The following is a 14329-nucleotide window of genomic DNA, read 5'->3' on the forward strand; positions in this document are numbered from 1 at the left end:
ACTTTACGGCATGAGGATTCACTCAAGCACTACAACTTACTCCCTTTCCCCAACAGGAATCATGATGTGTGCATATGGAGTATCCTTCCACATCACGTAGGGACCTCCTGCAGCGGGGTCATCTGTCATGCCTTTGAGTATCTCTTTAGGCACAATCAACATCAGATGCGGCCCCTCTTTAATAAAATCATGGGCCTTCATGGGATTAGGGTGATACGGATCTGAATTACTCACACCCCCATCACCCTGAAGCATGTATGAAACACCGATGCCCTCTGCTCTGAAATCGGCCTGATTACTAACAGCTGTCAGCATTTTCATCCACTGCGCATCATTACAGATAGGCGCATTATCATCAGGGAGCGTTTCAGGCATACAAACCCAGCCGTTACGACCTTCAACCAACGTTTTTCCACGATAGATCACTGTCGCTTCAGCACTCACCATAGAGGGTGCAGCTGAACGTGCACGGTCAATCAGTGCTTGGGTATCATCAGCAAATGATAAGAAAGATATAAATGATCCTGCTGCGACCAACAGGAGTTTTTTGGTGTACATGGTCGACCTCCATCTATTCTGTTTACGAGATCAATAACCCAGTACAGAGAAAGGTTATCTGAATGTCACCACTAAAGTGTAGGTGCTACACAGATCTCATTCCAACCAGAACAACACCACTGGCGGCCGAAGGGGCAAAAATAAAAAAGCCGGACTGACAAGTCCGGCAAAACCAACCATAACACAGAGCCTTACAGGTGGGGCCACGGCCCCAGCCGATAAGTTGGTTGCAATGAGCTGCCATCACGACGAAAAGCAGCCCCCTATCAGAAAACAATCAGAGCATTTCAACCGCAACAGCTGTCGCTTCACCACCACCTATACACAGGGATGCAACACCCTTCGACAGACCTTTCTGTTTTAGCGCATGCAGCAGTGTCACCATGATACGTGAACCACTTGAACCGATCGGATGCCCAAGAGCGCAGGCACCACCACGGACATTGACTTTATCACTGTCCAATCCCATCTCATTGATCGCCAGCATCGATACCACAGCAAACGCTTCATTGATCTCATACAGATCAACATCATCTTTGCTCCAACCCGCTTTATCCAGAGCTTTCTGAATGGCACCGATTGGCGCAATAGTGAACTCAGCAGGAAGCTGGGCATGTGTTGAGTGAGAGACGATGCGTGCCAATGGCTGCAGCCCTTTAGCCTTCGCCTCAGACTCTTTCATAAGAACTAAGGCAGAGCCGCCATCAGAGATTGAGCTGGAGTTTGCAGCGGTGACGGTTCCGTCCTTCTTAAAAGCGGGCTTTAGGCTGCGGATCTTATCGATGCGCGCATTACCTGGCTGCTCATCAGTATCGACAACCACTTCACCTCTACGAGAGGTAATTGTGACTGGCGCAATCTCTTCAACAAACTCGCCCTTCTCAATAGCAGAGATCGCTTTCTCCAGTGAGCTGATCGCAAAATCATCCATCGCTTCACGTGTGACGTTGTATGCATCTGCGCTCTTCTGAGCATAACTACCCATCAGACCGCCTTCATACGCATCTTCCAGGCCATCAAAAAACATGTGGTCAATCACCTGACCATGACCCATCCGCATACCTGAACGGGCTTTAGGCAGGATATAAGGAGACTGACTCATATTCTCCATTCCGCCTGCGACCATCACATCTGCAGAACCTGCCAGAATCTGATCATGAGCCAGCATGACTGCCTTCATACCGGAGCCGCACATCTTATTAACTGTTGTACAACCCGCTGCATCCGGGATGCCCGCCGCACGAGATGCCTGACGTGCCGGGGCCTGACCCAGACCTGCAGGTAGCACACACCCCATCACAACTTCATCAACATCTGCAGCCTGAATACCCGCACGCTCAACAGCAGCTTTAATCGCAGTTGCACACAGATCCGGTGCACGAACATCGCTTAGAGAACCCATCATACCGCCCATCGGGGTACGCGCTGCGCTCACAATAACTACTGCATCCTGACTCATATTTTCACCTTACTATTACCATTATTAGTTGACGTTAACGTCAACCTGTCGAGAAAAAAAGGGGTGCGGCTCCGCACCCCGTAATATCTAATCTCTTAGCTAAAGTTTTTCTTCATAAACTTCTGGAACTCACCCACGATACCGCTGCGGAACGCCAGTACACAGATTACGAAGATCAGACCCATGATGATGTGGATATAGTTACCCAATTCACCACCCGACAGGTAGTTCTGAATCGTTACCACAGCACCCGCGCCAACGATTGGACCGAAGATCGTACCCATACCGCCTAGCAGTGTCATCAGCACCACCTCACCGGACATATGCCAGTGCGCATCGGTCAGAGATGCAAGCTGGAATACCAGTGTCTTGGTAGAGCCCGCCAGACCTGCCAGCGCAGATGAGATAACAAAGGCAGCCCACTTATAATCGTTAACGTTGTAACCCAGAGAGATCGCACGTGGCTCATTTTCACGGATCGCCTTAAGAATTTGACCAAATGGTGAGTGAATTGTTCTATTCACCACCCAGAAGCCAAACAGGAAGATCGCAAACACGAAGTAGTACATATTCATGTTGTCACTGAGGTCGATCAGACCGAACAGATGACCACGAGGAACACCCTGCATGCCATCCTCACCACCGGTGAACGGCGCCTGCAGATAGACGAAGAAGGCTAGCTGCGCCAGGGCCAGCGTTACCATCGCGAAGTAGATACCTTCACGTTTTACCGCCAGCTTACCGTAAACCGCACCCAGAGCCGCCGCTGCACCGGTACCACACAGGATACCCAGCTCCGGCGTCAGACCCGCTTCCATCATCATGTAACCGGTGATGTAACCCCCTGTACCCAGGAAAGCAGCGTGACCGAATGAGAGCAGCCCAACATAACCCAGTAGCAGGTTGAAAGCACAGGCAAACAGTGCGAAACACAACACCTTCATCACAAATACAGGGTATAAAACGAAGGGAGCAACGAGACCCAGTGCAACCAGTGCAACAGCAGATTTACTAATTTTCATCTCGTACTCCTTAAGCTTCTTTACCAAACAGACCGGCAGGCTTAGTCAACAGTACTATCACCATGACGGCGAAGATTACTGTTGTAGAGGCTTCAGGATAGAAGTACTTAGTTAAGCCCTCTACGACCCCCATGCCGAGACCTGTCAAAATTGCACCCCCTATCGAACCCATCCCGCCGATTACTACGATGGCAAACACCACAATCAGCATGTTCGAGCCCATATCAGGCGATACAGAGTAAACCGGTGCTGCCATGACGCCAGCAAAGCCAGCCAGACCTACACCAAAACCAAACGTCAGCGTGACGATCAACGGTACGTTGATACCAAACGCCTGCATCAACTGCGGATTTTCAGTACCCGCTCGCAGGTATGCACCCAGCTTGGTTTTCTCGATCATATACCAGGTTCCCGCACACACTACGATCGATGCAAGGATGATCCAGGCACGATAATTAGGCAGATACATGAACGGTAAACGGTTACCACCTTTTAATTGCTCAGGGATCGCGTAAGAGAGACCTGAGGAACCGTATAGGTGCGTAAATGCCCCCTGAAGAATCAGCGCCAGACCGAAGGTCAGCAGCAGACTGTACAGGTGGTCTTCATTCGCGATAGGGCGCAACAGGAAGCGCTCCATCAAAATTCCTAAAAACCCGACTGCAAGCGGTACAAACAGCAGCGCAGCCCAGTAATTAATGCCCATGTAGTTGAGAGCCATCCAGGCGAAAAATGCGCCTAGCATATACAACGCACCCTGGGCGAAGTTGATAATTTTTAACAGTCCGAAAATGATCGCCAAACCCAGACTGAGAAGTGCATAGAATGAACCGTTAATCAGGCCCACCAGCAGCTGGCCGAAAAGGCCAAAGAGATTGATACCGAGAAATGTTGCCATAACTCTCCACCCCTATCCGATGTAGTTTGCTACTTCTATTGGTAGCTTGACCGGAATTCACCAAACGCTAAAGAGAGTTAAATAGAGCCGCCTTGATGATGATGCGGCTCTGTCTCTTACTTAACCAGAGATCGGGTGGAAGTCGCCCTCCACCCAAGCAATGCAATTACTTTTTAGCCGTGAAGTTGCACTGATCCATCATAGGACCAAATGCGACATCTCCAGGGATAACCTGCTCAATTGCAAAGATATCGTCTTCGTTGCTGCGCTCATCCGCTTTCTTGATACGTACCTGGTACATATCGTGAACCATACGGCCGTCTGCACGCAGCTCAGCGTTACGAGCGAAGAAGTCATTTGGCTTGTTCTTCTTCATCACAGCCATAACTGCATCAGCATCGTCTGTGCCCGCTTCTTTGATCGCGTTCAGGTAGTGCATAGTCATAGAGTAAGCACCCGCCTGACCCATTGCCGGGATAGTACCGTGACGCTCTTTGAAGCGCTTAGACCAAGCACGGGTCTCATCATCCATATCCCAGTAGAAACCTGTTGTCAGCTTCATACCGCCTGCGATATTTGGATCCAGAGCCTTAGCGTTATGTGTGAATACCAACAGACCCGCTACATCAGCTGTTTCAGTCAGACCGAACTCAGCCGCTGTTTTCAGGGAGTTTACGAAGTCAGCACCTGCGTTCGCCAGGGCTACAACGTCTGCACCTGAGGACTGAGCCTGAAGGACATAAGAGGAGAAGTCAGTCGTGCCCAGTGGCGCACGTACCGCACCTACAACTTCACCGCCATTAGAATTGATTACGCCTGTTGCTACTTTTTCCAGAGCGTGACCAAACGCATAGTCAGCCGTGATGAAGAACCATTTCTTCTTACCCGCGTCCAGCATTGGCTTAACAGTACCGTTTGCCAAGGCTACTACGTTATAAGTCCAGTGAGCGTTGTATGGAGAACATGCCTTAGTTGTGAAAGCATGAGATGCGGACGTAGAGATCAGAGCGATCTTTTTGTTATCAGTCAGTACTTTAGTTACAGCACCGGTAACAGAAGAAGCTACCAGACCGTTTACTGCATCAACACCTTCACTTTCTACCCACTCACGCACTTTTGCAGAGCCGATATCAGCTTTATTCTGGTCATCCGCACTGACAATCTCAATTGGCTTACCCAGAACGGTACCACCGAAATCTTCAACGGCCATCTCAACGGCTGTTACACAACCTTTACCACAGATATCTGAGTAAACACCGCCCATATCTGCCAGTACACCGATCTTAACTTTGTCATCAGAGATACCTGCTGCCTGAGCACCAGATACGGCAAATGCTGTTGCGACTGCTGCTGTCAGCAGAGATTTCTTCATTGGTTTCATCGTTTGTTCTCCTGATAGAGTTTTTATTTTTATTCGTTTAAGAGTTCGGCGTTCGAAACCTTGCCCGTCATGCGTATGGGCGTTGTCCCTCGGCCTTTTGGTTATTCCTGATCAAACACCCAACATTGTGTTGAGCATCTCAGTTTTCGCTTTTAGTTCATCCTTACGAACCTCTTCCACTATATGCCCGTGCTCCATCACATAGTGACGATCTGCAATCGGTGCAGCAAAGCGGAAGTTCTGCTCGACCAACAGGATGGTCAACCCACGCTCTTTCAGCGTCGTCAGAACCTCTGCCAGCTTCTGGACAATTACCGGAGCCAGACCCTCTGTAATCTCATCCAGGAGTAGGATATTTGCTCCAGAGCGCAGGATACGTGCCAGCGCCAGCATCTGCTGTTCACCCCCGGACAAACGAGTACCCTGACTGGTACGACGCTCATACAGGTTTGGGAAAATCTCATAGATCTCTTCAACGCTCATACCGTCACTGCGCACTGTCGGTGGCAGCATCAGATTCTCTTCAACGTTGAGACTGGAGAAGATACCACGCTCTTCCGGGCAGAACCCCATACCCAGATGCGCAATCTTGTGGGCTGGCATATCAATCGTTTCACGACCATTGATATTAATACTACCCGTACGGCGCCCCACCATATTCATGATGGATCGCAGCGTAGTTGAACGACCCGCACCGTTACGTCCAAGCAGAGTCACCAACTCACCCTGCATAACGTGCATATCGATGCCGTGCAGAATGTGGGATTCACCGTAAAAGGCATGCAGATCGCTGATGCGAAGTTTTTCATTACCGCCCTGACTCATACAACCACCTTCTCATCTGCACTTTCTGCTGTCTTGTCGTCAGACCCGGCTTCAACCTCATCTGCAGCAACACCCAGATAGGCTTCTTTAACACGAGGATCAGCTGAGACTGTTTCATAGTCGCCTTCGGTCAAAATCGCACCACGCTGTAACACAGAGATACGATCGGCCAACTTAGACACTACGTGAAGGTTATGCTCAACCATCAGAATGGTACGATCTTTGGACACCTTTTTGATCAGATCAGAAACCACCTCGACATCTTCATGACCCATACCCTGCGTCGGCTCATCCAACAGCATCAGCTCAGGGTCAAGCGCCAAAGTCGTCGCGATCTCTAAAGCACGCTTACGGCCATAAGGCTGATCCACTGTGATCGAGTTGGCATAATCCTGAAGACCAACAGATTCCAGTAACTCCAACGCTCTCGCATTAAGCTTGTTCAGGACCTTATCGGACTTCCAGAAATGGAAACTATTACCCTCTTTACGCTGAAGTGCGATACGCACATTCTCCAGCACAGTCAGGTGGGGGAAGACGGCGGAGATCTGGAACGAACGAACCACACCCTTACGCGCAATCTCTGCAGAGCGCATCTGAGTGATATCTTCACCATTAAAAAGAATTTGACCTGACGTCGGGATCAGGAACTTGGTAAGCAGGTTAAAAACTGTCGTTTTACCCGCACCATTTGGCCCAATCAACGCATGGATGTCACCACGCTTGACGTTCAAATTTACATTATCTACCGCTGTAAAACCTTTGAATTCTTTAACTAAATCAGAGGTTTGCAGGACGTAATCGACACTCATGTAGAATCCGATCCTCGCTGTTTTTATTTTTATTTAACCAGCGCTATTGCCTTTAAGGACGGCGTTAAGCAGCTCAGCTTTTCACCCAAATTAGCAATTTCCCCTACAGGAAGGCTAGTACTACTTTGGTATTAACTGCACTGCACAATACCGCAAAAAAACCACTTATTCGTTAATTATCAACAGGTTAGCATAATGATTAAAATTAACACAAAAATATAGGAATTCCCTTATTGATCTTTACGTAAACGTCAACTTCTATTAATCTACAAACTAGCAACGTAGTAGTGTGAACCCATGAATAAAAAAACCTATTCAATTAGTGAGCTCTCCAAAGAGTTCGACCTGACAACACGCAGCATTCGTTTTTACGAAGATCAGCAGCTGCTGTTCCCAAGTCGACGAGGGCAAACCCGAGTCTATAGCAGCCAGGACAAAGTCCGGCTCAAACTGATACTTCGGGGGAAACGATTAGGCTTTTCTCTGGCAGAGACCCGGGAACTGTTTGAACTCTGGGATGAGACACTCACCGGCAGTGAGAAGCAGCTGTACCTGCTGATGGATAAAATTAATGAAAAACGGACTGACCTTGAGCAACAGCTCAGGGATATCGCCATTCTCCAGCAGGAGCTGGACAATGCGGAAGCCCGCTGTAAAGAAACGCTAAACGAACTAAAACAAAAACAAAGGCCCGAATAAGACCACTTCTCTTAACGTAGTCATCAAGGGAAAGGTCGATCGGCGTGCAAAAGGGTAACAATATGATCTCACAATACTCTGGACTGAACTTTGGACTGGGCGAAACTATGGATATGCTGCGCGAGCAGATAAATAGCTTCGCAGCACAGGAAATCGCTCCGCGCGCGGAAGAGATTGATCAGAAAAACGAATTCCCGAACGACCTATGGCGTAAATTTGGTGACATGGGATTACTGGGTATCACCGTAAAAGAGGAGTACGGTGGTGTTGATATGGGCTATCTGGCTCACATTATTGCGATGGAAGAGATCAGCCGTGCATCCGCCTCTGTTGGTCTGTCTTACGGCGCACACTCCAACCTCTGCGTTAACCAGATTCATCGTAACGGCACTGAAGAGCAGAAACAGAAGTATCTGCCTAAATTGATCAGCGGTGAGCATATCGGTGCGTTGGCGATGTCAGAACCCAATGCGGGTTCCGATGTTGTATCGATGAAGCTACATGCCCGTGACAACGGCGATCACTACCTGTTAAACGGTAACAAGATGTGGATCACCAATGGTCCGGACGCTAACACCTATGTAATCTACGCCAAAACCGACGTAAATGCGGGCCCTAAAGGGATTACCGCCTTTATCGTTGAACGCGACTTCCCTGGTTTCTCCCGCCATCAGAAGCTGGATAAGCTGGGTATGCGCGGTTCCAACACCTGTGAACTGGTATTTGAAGATTGCCCGGTTCCAAAAGAGAACATTCTGGGTGAACTCAATGGCGGTGTTCGCGTGCTGATGAGTGGTCTGGACTATGAGCGTCTGGTTCTAGCCGGTGGTCCACTGGGCATTATGGAAGCTGCGATGGATATCGCTGTTCCGTATATTCGTGACCGTAGCCAGTTCGGCCAGCCGATCGGTGAGTTTGAGCTGGTACAGGGCAAGATCGCCGACATGTACACCCTGATGAACGCATCTAAATCCTATACCTACAACGTTGCACAAGCCGCGATGCGCGGTGAAACCAGCCGTAAAGACTGTGCAGCCGTCATTCTGTACACCGCCGAAACCGCAACCAAGATGGCGCTGGATGCCATTCAGCTACTGGGCGGTAACGGCTATATCAATGAGTTCCCAACAGGCCGTCTGCTACGTGATGCCAAGCTGTATGAGATTGGTGCAGGTACCTCTGAGATCCGCCGTATGCTGATCGGTCGTGAGCTGTTCCTGAACAAGTAACAAAGCCGTCGCTTTAGGTGGGCTTCGGCCCACCTCTTTTCTCTTTTTCAGGTAATTTTCAGGAGATCGGTATGGCCGTTCTGCAAACAAAAATAAATCCACGCGCAGAAGAGTTCCGTAGCAACCACGATTCAATGGCGGAAGCTGTGAATGATCTGCGTGATAAAGTCGCTACGATTGAACAGGGAGGCGGTCCTAAATATCAGGAGCGTCATCTCTCTCGCGGCAAGTTACTCCCCCGTGAACGTATCAACGCGCTACTGGATGAAGGCGCTCCATTCATGGAGCTTTCTCAACTGGCCGCTCACGAAGTCTATGACGATGTCATTCCAGCAGCAGGGATCATCGCCGGTGTTGGCCGGGTCAGCGGTCAGGAATGTATGATCGTTGCCAACGACGCTACGGTTAAAGGCGGCACTTATTTCCCGCTAACCGTTAAGAAGCACCTGCGTGCTCAGGAGATCGCTGAGCAAAACCACCTGCCCTGTATCTATCTGGTAGATTCCGGTGGTGCCAACCTGCCTCAGCAGGATGATGTATTCCCGGATCGGGACCACTTTGGTCGCATCTTCTTTAACCAGGCACGTATGTCTTCCAAGGGCATCCCGCAGATCGCTGTGGTAATGGGTCTGTGTACTGCCGGCGGTGCTTATGTACCTGCGATGGCAGATGAATCAATTATCGTACGTAATCAGGGTACGATCTTCCTGGCGGGTCCACCGCTGGTAAAAGCAGCAACCGGCGAAGTGGTTTCTGCTGAAGATCTCGGTGGTGCAGACGTTCACTGTAAAGTATCCGGTGTTGCTGACCACTATGCTGAGAACGATGCCCATGCCCTGCAGATTGCACGGACTTGCGTATCTAATCTCAACCGTAAGAAAAACCTGGATATGGATATCCGCGAGCCTAAAGCACCGCTATACAGTGCGGATGAGATCTACGGCATCGTAGGCACCGATCTTAAGAAGCCTTTCGACGTACGCGAAATCATTGCTCGTATTGTCGATGGCTCTGAATTCGACGAATTCAAAAAAATGTACGGCACCACACTGGTCACCGGTTTTGCACATATCCACGGTTACCCGGTTGGTATCGTAGCGAACAACGGCATCCTGTTCGGCGATTCAGCGCAGAAAGGCGCACACTTCATCGAACTGTGCTGTCAGCGCAAGATCCCACTTCTGTTCCTGCAGAATATCACCGGCTTCATGGTTGGCCAGAAAGCGGAGTCTGAGGGTATCGCTAAGCACGGTGCGAAAATGGTGAATGCTGTTGCATGTGCCGATGTACCGAAACTCACTGTTCTGATTGGCGGCTCTTTTGGTGCGGGCAACTACGGCATGTGTGGCCGAGCTTACAGCCCTAACTTCCTCTGGATGTGGCCAAATGCCCGCATCTCGGTCATGGGTGGTGAACAGGCAGCTGGCGTACTGGCGACCGTTAAACGTGACAACATGGATCGCGTGGGCCAGGAATGGTCTGCCGATGAAGAAGCCAAGTTTAAAAAGCCAATCATCGATACCTATGAGCACCAGGGTCACCCTTACTACGCCAGTGCGCGTTTATGGGATGACGGTGTAATCGATCCGGCACAGACCCGTGATGTAATCGGCATGGGGCTTTCAGCAGCACTTAACAAACCGATCGGTGACACCAAGTTCGGTGTATTCCGTATGTAAGGGGGCTGCTATGTCGAACAATTTTGTATTACTCGAAAAACAGCCCAACGGCGTTGCGCATCTGATCATCAATCGCCCGGAAGTACATAACGCTTTCGATGATGATGTGATTGAACAGTTGATCAATCAGCTTGAAGCGGTCAATGAAGACAGAGACGTACGTGTGCTGGTACTTCGCTCCAACGGTAAGAACTTCTCAGCCGGAGCAGATCTCGCCTGGATGAAACGGATGGCTCAGAACAGCTATCAGGAAAATCTGGATGACGCAGGTCGCCTTGCGAAGCTGATGGAGGTCTTAAACAACCTGTCCAAACCAACCATTGGTCTGGTTCAGGGTGCAGCCTACGGAGGCGCTGTAGGGCTGGCCGCGTGCTGCGATATTGTGATTGCAGCGGAATCCAGTCAGTTCTGCCTGAGTGAAGTCAAGATCGGCCTGATTCCTGCGGTGATCTCTCCCTATGTGGTTCGCGCAATCGGCGAGCGCCAGTCGCGCCGCTATTTTGTCACAGCTGAAGTGTTCACTGCCCGTCAGGCTCAGGCGTATGGATTGGTGCATGAGGTAGTTGCTGATGTTGAGATGATGGACGATGCCTGCAACCGTTTCGTTGAGCAACTCCGCCGAAACAGCCCGCAAGGTATGCACGCAGCAAAAGATCTGATTTTTGCCGTAAGTGGTAAAGATATCGATCAGGCGGTTATCAATGATACGGCATGCCGTATCGCTGAGATTCGCGTCAGTGCTGAAGGTCAGGAAGGGCTCGGCTCATTCCTGCAAAAGCGCAAGCCAAACTGGATTCAGGAGTAATCGCCATGTTTAGTAAAATTTTAATCGCGAACAGGGGTGAGATCGCCTGTCGTGTCATCCAGACAGCACATCGTCTGGGTATCAAATGTGTCGCTGTCTATTCAGAAGCTGATGCAAACTCTCGCCATGTTGCCATGGCTGACGAAGCTTTCCTTTTAGGCCCTGCGCCAAGTACCGAAAGTTACCTACGTGCAGACAAGATCATTGAGATCTGCAAGCAGTCTGGTGCTCAAGCGGTTCACCCGGGTTATGGTTTCCTCTCAGAAAACACTGAGTTTGCCGAAGCGCTCGAAGCCAACGGCATCACCTTTATTGGCCCCCCTTCTCCCGCCATTGCGGCGATGGGTTCCAAGTCGGCGGCAAAAGAGATTATGTCGCACGCTAATGTACCTCTGGTACCAGGTTATCACGGGGATGATCAAGACCCTGCCCTGCTGAAAGCGGAATCAGAAAAATGTGGTTATCCACAACTTCTGAAAGCGGTTGCCGGTGGGGGTGGTAAAGGGATGCGTGTTGTTGCATCTCTGGATGAGTTTGACGAAGCACTGGTATCTGCCTGCCGTGAAGCCAAAAACGCTTTCGGTAACCCTGATATGCTGATCGAGCGCTACCTGACTCAGCCTCGTCACGTAGAGATCCAGGTATTCTGCGATAAACACGGCAACGGTATCTATCTGGCCGAACGCGATTGCTCAGTTCAGCGTCGTCACCAGAAAGTGATCGAAGAAGCTCCAGCTCCCGGCCTGTCTGATGAAACCCGCAAAGCGATGGGTGAAGCAGCGGTACGTGCTGCTCAGGCGATCGATTACGTGGGCGCAGGTACAGTAGAGTTCCTCTACGATGTAGATGGCTCTTTCTACTTTATGGAGATGAACACCCGTCTGCAGGTAGAGCACCCGGTAACCGAGATGATCACCGGTCTGGATCTGGTTGAGTGGCAGCTACGGATCGCCGCAGGCAGTGAACTACCGCTTGCACAGGATCAGCTTCAGATCCGTGGCCACGCGTTGGAAGCACGTATCTACGCGGAAGATCCGGATAATGACTTCCTACCCGCAACAGGCACACTGAAATACCTGCAGACACCGGCAGAAAATGCACACGTACGTGTCGATACGGGTGTTATTCAGGGTGATGAGGTCAGTGTGTTCTACGATCCGATGATCGCTAAGCTGATCGTCTGGGATGAGAACCGCGATGCTGCGATCAACCGTATGGTACAAGCCCTTGAGGAGTACCGTATTGCGGGTCTGAAAACCAACACGAAATTCCTTCGAAATCTGGCTGATGCGGCCCCGTTCCGTGATCTTGATCTGGATACCGGCTTTATCGATAAACACCGTGAGTTGCTGTTTCCGGATGCACATCTGGACAGTCAGTACTGCCTGGTCATGTCTGCTGCCTTCTTCCTTGAAGCAGGAAAAGCAGACAGCGTCATCAAGGGAGATCAGCACTCACCGTTCTCGGCACAGAATGGCTGGCGTCTGAACTCTGAATACGCCCGTCCGCTGAAACTGATGCTGGGCGATGATCTGCATGAGCTCAGCATTCTTGAAAAACAGGGTGAATACGAGATCACGGTTGATGGTGCAAGCTATCGCGTAGCCGCTTCGCTCAACGGTGATGCACTGAATGTTGTCGTCAACGGTCACCGTTTGACGGTTCACTGCTTCCAGGATGGTGACAACCTGACGCTGTTCCATGAAGGTGAACAGTTCCAGTGCCGTCAGCACCGCGATACCTTCACCGAATCCGAACAGAGTGGCGATGCCTCTTTGGCTGCTCCCATGAACGGAGCCGTGGTTGCGGTTCTGGTTGAAAAAGGTCAGACCGTCAGCGAAGGCGAGACGCTGGTCATCATGGAAGCGATGAAGATGGAGCACAGCATCTCTGCACCTTATGACGGTGTGGTTGCCGATATCTTCTACGCAGAAGGTGACCTGGTGAACGAAGGCTCTGATCTGATCGCTGTGGAAGCCAGTGACGGGGAGGCTGCGTAATGGCACTTCCCAAAAGTGTCCGCATTGTGGAGGTCGGTCCTCGCGACGGCCTTCAGAATGAACCGGGCGATATCATTCCCACTGCAGTCAAAGTTGAGCTTATCGACCGACTCGCTGATGCGGGCCTGAGTTACGTCGAAGCGGCCAGTTTTGTCTCTCCGAAGTGGGTACCGCAGATGGGTGATGCCAGCGATGTCATGGCGGGTATCCAGCGAAAAACAGGTGTGACCTACGCCGCACTGACTCCAAATATGAGGGGTCTGGAAGGTGCCATTGAAGCGCAGGTAGACGAAGTTGCGGTATTCAGTGCTGCGTCTGAAGCGTTCACTCAGAAGAATATTAACTGCTCGATAAAAGAGAGTCTGGAGCGTTTTACTCCCATCATGGAGAGCGCTCAGGCAAACAACATCCGGGTGCGCGGCTACGTATCAACAGTGTTGGGTTGTCCCTATAACGGTGATATAGCGCCTGAGCAGGTTGCTGCCGTCTGCCGTGACATGCTGGATATGGGCTGCTATGAGATCTCTCTGGGCGACACAATCGGCGTAGGGACTCCTCTGAAAGCCAAGAAAATGCTCGAGGCTGTCAGCAAAGAGGTGCCTGTGGATAAACTTGCAGCGCACTTCCATGATACCTACGGGCAGGCACTGGCCAACCTCTACGCGGTGATTGAAGAAGGTATCGCAGTGGTTGATACCTCTGTTGCAGGATTAGGTGGTTGCCCTTATGCCAAAGGTGCATCCGGTAATGTTGCCACCGAAGATGTTTTATATATGCTCAATGGGCTGGGTATCAAAACGGGTGTAGATCTGAATAAGTTGGTTGCGACCAGCCATTGGATCACTGCACAGTTGGGCCGGAATAATGGCTCTAAGGTTTCTCTGGCCATTGGCTGTGAATAACTTAATACCCTGTTTCAGCGCCTGTTTTTCAGGCGCTGCCTCGACACAAAAACAACAACC

At 50.5% G+C, this 14329-nt stretch carries 13 protein-coding genes; 6 read left to right on the top strand and 7 right to left on the bottom strand.

Translation table 11 applies throughout. The annotated features are described in order from the left end of the window. Nucleotides 1-36 precede the first annotated feature (36 nt). The 7 genes from Q0882_RS15300 to Q0882_RS15330 all read right to left on the bottom strand — a co-directional run bounded on the left by Q0882_RS15300 (nt 37) and on the right by Q0882_RS15330 (nt 6955). Nucleotides 37-558 carry a hypothetical protein gene (locus Q0882_RS15300; protein WP_299183426.1) on the bottom strand — a complete coding sequence of 174 codons (522 nt, stop codon included), beginning with the start codon at nt 556-558 and terminating at the stop codon, nt 37-39. Nucleotides 559-835: 277 nt separating this feature from the next. Then, on the bottom strand, nt 836-2017 hold the full coding sequence (locus Q0882_RS15305) for an acetyl-CoA C-acyltransferase (protein ID WP_299183427.1): 1182 nt from the start codon (nt 2015-2017) through the stop codon (nt 836-838). 95 nt (nt 2018-2112) lie between these two features. Continuing rightward, on the bottom strand, nt 2113-3039 hold the full coding sequence (locus Q0882_RS15310; protein WP_299183428.1) for a branched-chain amino acid ABC transporter permease: 927 nt from the start codon (nt 3037-3039) through the stop codon (nt 2113-2115). Nucleotides 3040-3049: 10 nt separating this feature from the next. Continuing rightward, nucleotides 3050-3937, bottom strand: a complete 888-nt coding sequence (locus tag Q0882_RS15315; RefSeq protein WP_299183430.1) for a branched-chain amino acid ABC transporter permease — start codon at nt 3935-3937, stop codon at nt 3050-3052. A gap of 166 nt (nt 3938-4103) precedes the next feature. Next, nucleotides 4104-5318, bottom strand: coding sequence for an ABC transporter substrate-binding protein (locus Q0882_RS15320; protein ID WP_299183432.1), 1215 nt, complete (start codon nt 5316-5318; stop codon nt 4104-4106). Between the two features lie 111 nt (nt 5319-5429). Beyond that, nucleotides 5430-6143 carry an ABC transporter ATP-binding protein gene (locus tag Q0882_RS15325; protein WP_299183434.1) on the bottom strand — a complete coding sequence of 238 codons (714 nt, stop codon included), beginning with the start codon at nt 6141-6143 and terminating at the stop codon, nt 5430-5432. Beyond that, entirely contained in the window at nt 6140-6955 is an 816-nt protein-coding gene (locus Q0882_RS15330) for an ABC transporter ATP-binding protein (RefSeq protein ID WP_299183435.1), read from the bottom strand. The genes Q0882_RS15325 and Q0882_RS15330 overlap by 4 nt, the downstream gene beginning before the upstream one ends. Before the next feature lie 297 nt (nt 6956-7252). Between Q0882_RS15330 and Q0882_RS15335 the strand changes: the two genes are divergently transcribed. The 6 genes from Q0882_RS15335 to Q0882_RS15360 all read left to right on the top strand — a co-directional run bounded on the left by Q0882_RS15335 (nt 7253) and on the right by Q0882_RS15360 (nt 14269). Then, nucleotides 7253-7654 (top strand): MerR family DNA-binding transcriptional regulator, encoded by a 402-nt coding sequence (locus Q0882_RS15335; protein ID WP_299183437.1) that lies wholly within the window; start codon nt 7253-7255, stop codon nt 7652-7654. A 62-nt stretch (nt 7655-7716) separates the two neighbouring features. Beyond that, on the top strand, nt 7717-8883 hold the full coding sequence (locus Q0882_RS15340) for an isovaleryl-CoA dehydrogenase (protein ID WP_299183438.1): 1167 nt from the start codon (nt 7717-7719) through the stop codon (nt 8881-8883). 71 nt (nt 8884-8954) lie between these two features. After that, the gene (locus tag Q0882_RS15345) at nt 8955-10562 is read left to right on the top strand and encodes a carboxyl transferase domain-containing protein (protein WP_299183439.1); all 1608 of its coding nucleotides are present in this window, start codon (nt 8955-8957) and stop codon (nt 10560-10562) included. Between the two features lie 10 nt (nt 10563-10572). Beyond that, the gene (locus Q0882_RS15350) at nt 10573-11367 is read left to right on the top strand and encodes an enoyl-CoA hydratase/isomerase family protein (protein WP_299183441.1); all 795 of its coding nucleotides are present in this window, start codon (nt 10573-10575) and stop codon (nt 11365-11367) included. A gap of 5 nt (nt 11368-11372) precedes the next feature. Beyond that, a complete protein-coding gene (locus tag Q0882_RS15355; protein WP_299183443.1) occupies nt 11373-13367 on the top strand; it encodes an acetyl/propionyl/methylcrotonyl-CoA carboxylase subunit alpha in 1995 nt (664 codons plus the stop codon). Beyond that, complete coding sequence (locus Q0882_RS15360) at nt 13367-14269, top strand: hydroxymethylglutaryl-CoA lyase (RefSeq protein WP_299183446.1); 903 nt, start codon at nt 13367-13369, stop codon at nt 14267-14269. Before Q0882_RS15355 ends, Q0882_RS15360 begins: the two co-directional genes overlap by 1 nt. Nucleotides 14270-14329: the final 60 nt, after the last annotated feature.

Origin of the sequence: uncultured Neptuniibacter sp., assembly GCF_947498015.1 — a bacterium.
In the GTDB taxonomy this organism is placed as follows: Bacteria; Pseudomonadota; Gammaproteobacteria; order Pseudomonadales; family Balneatricaceae; genus Neptuniibacter.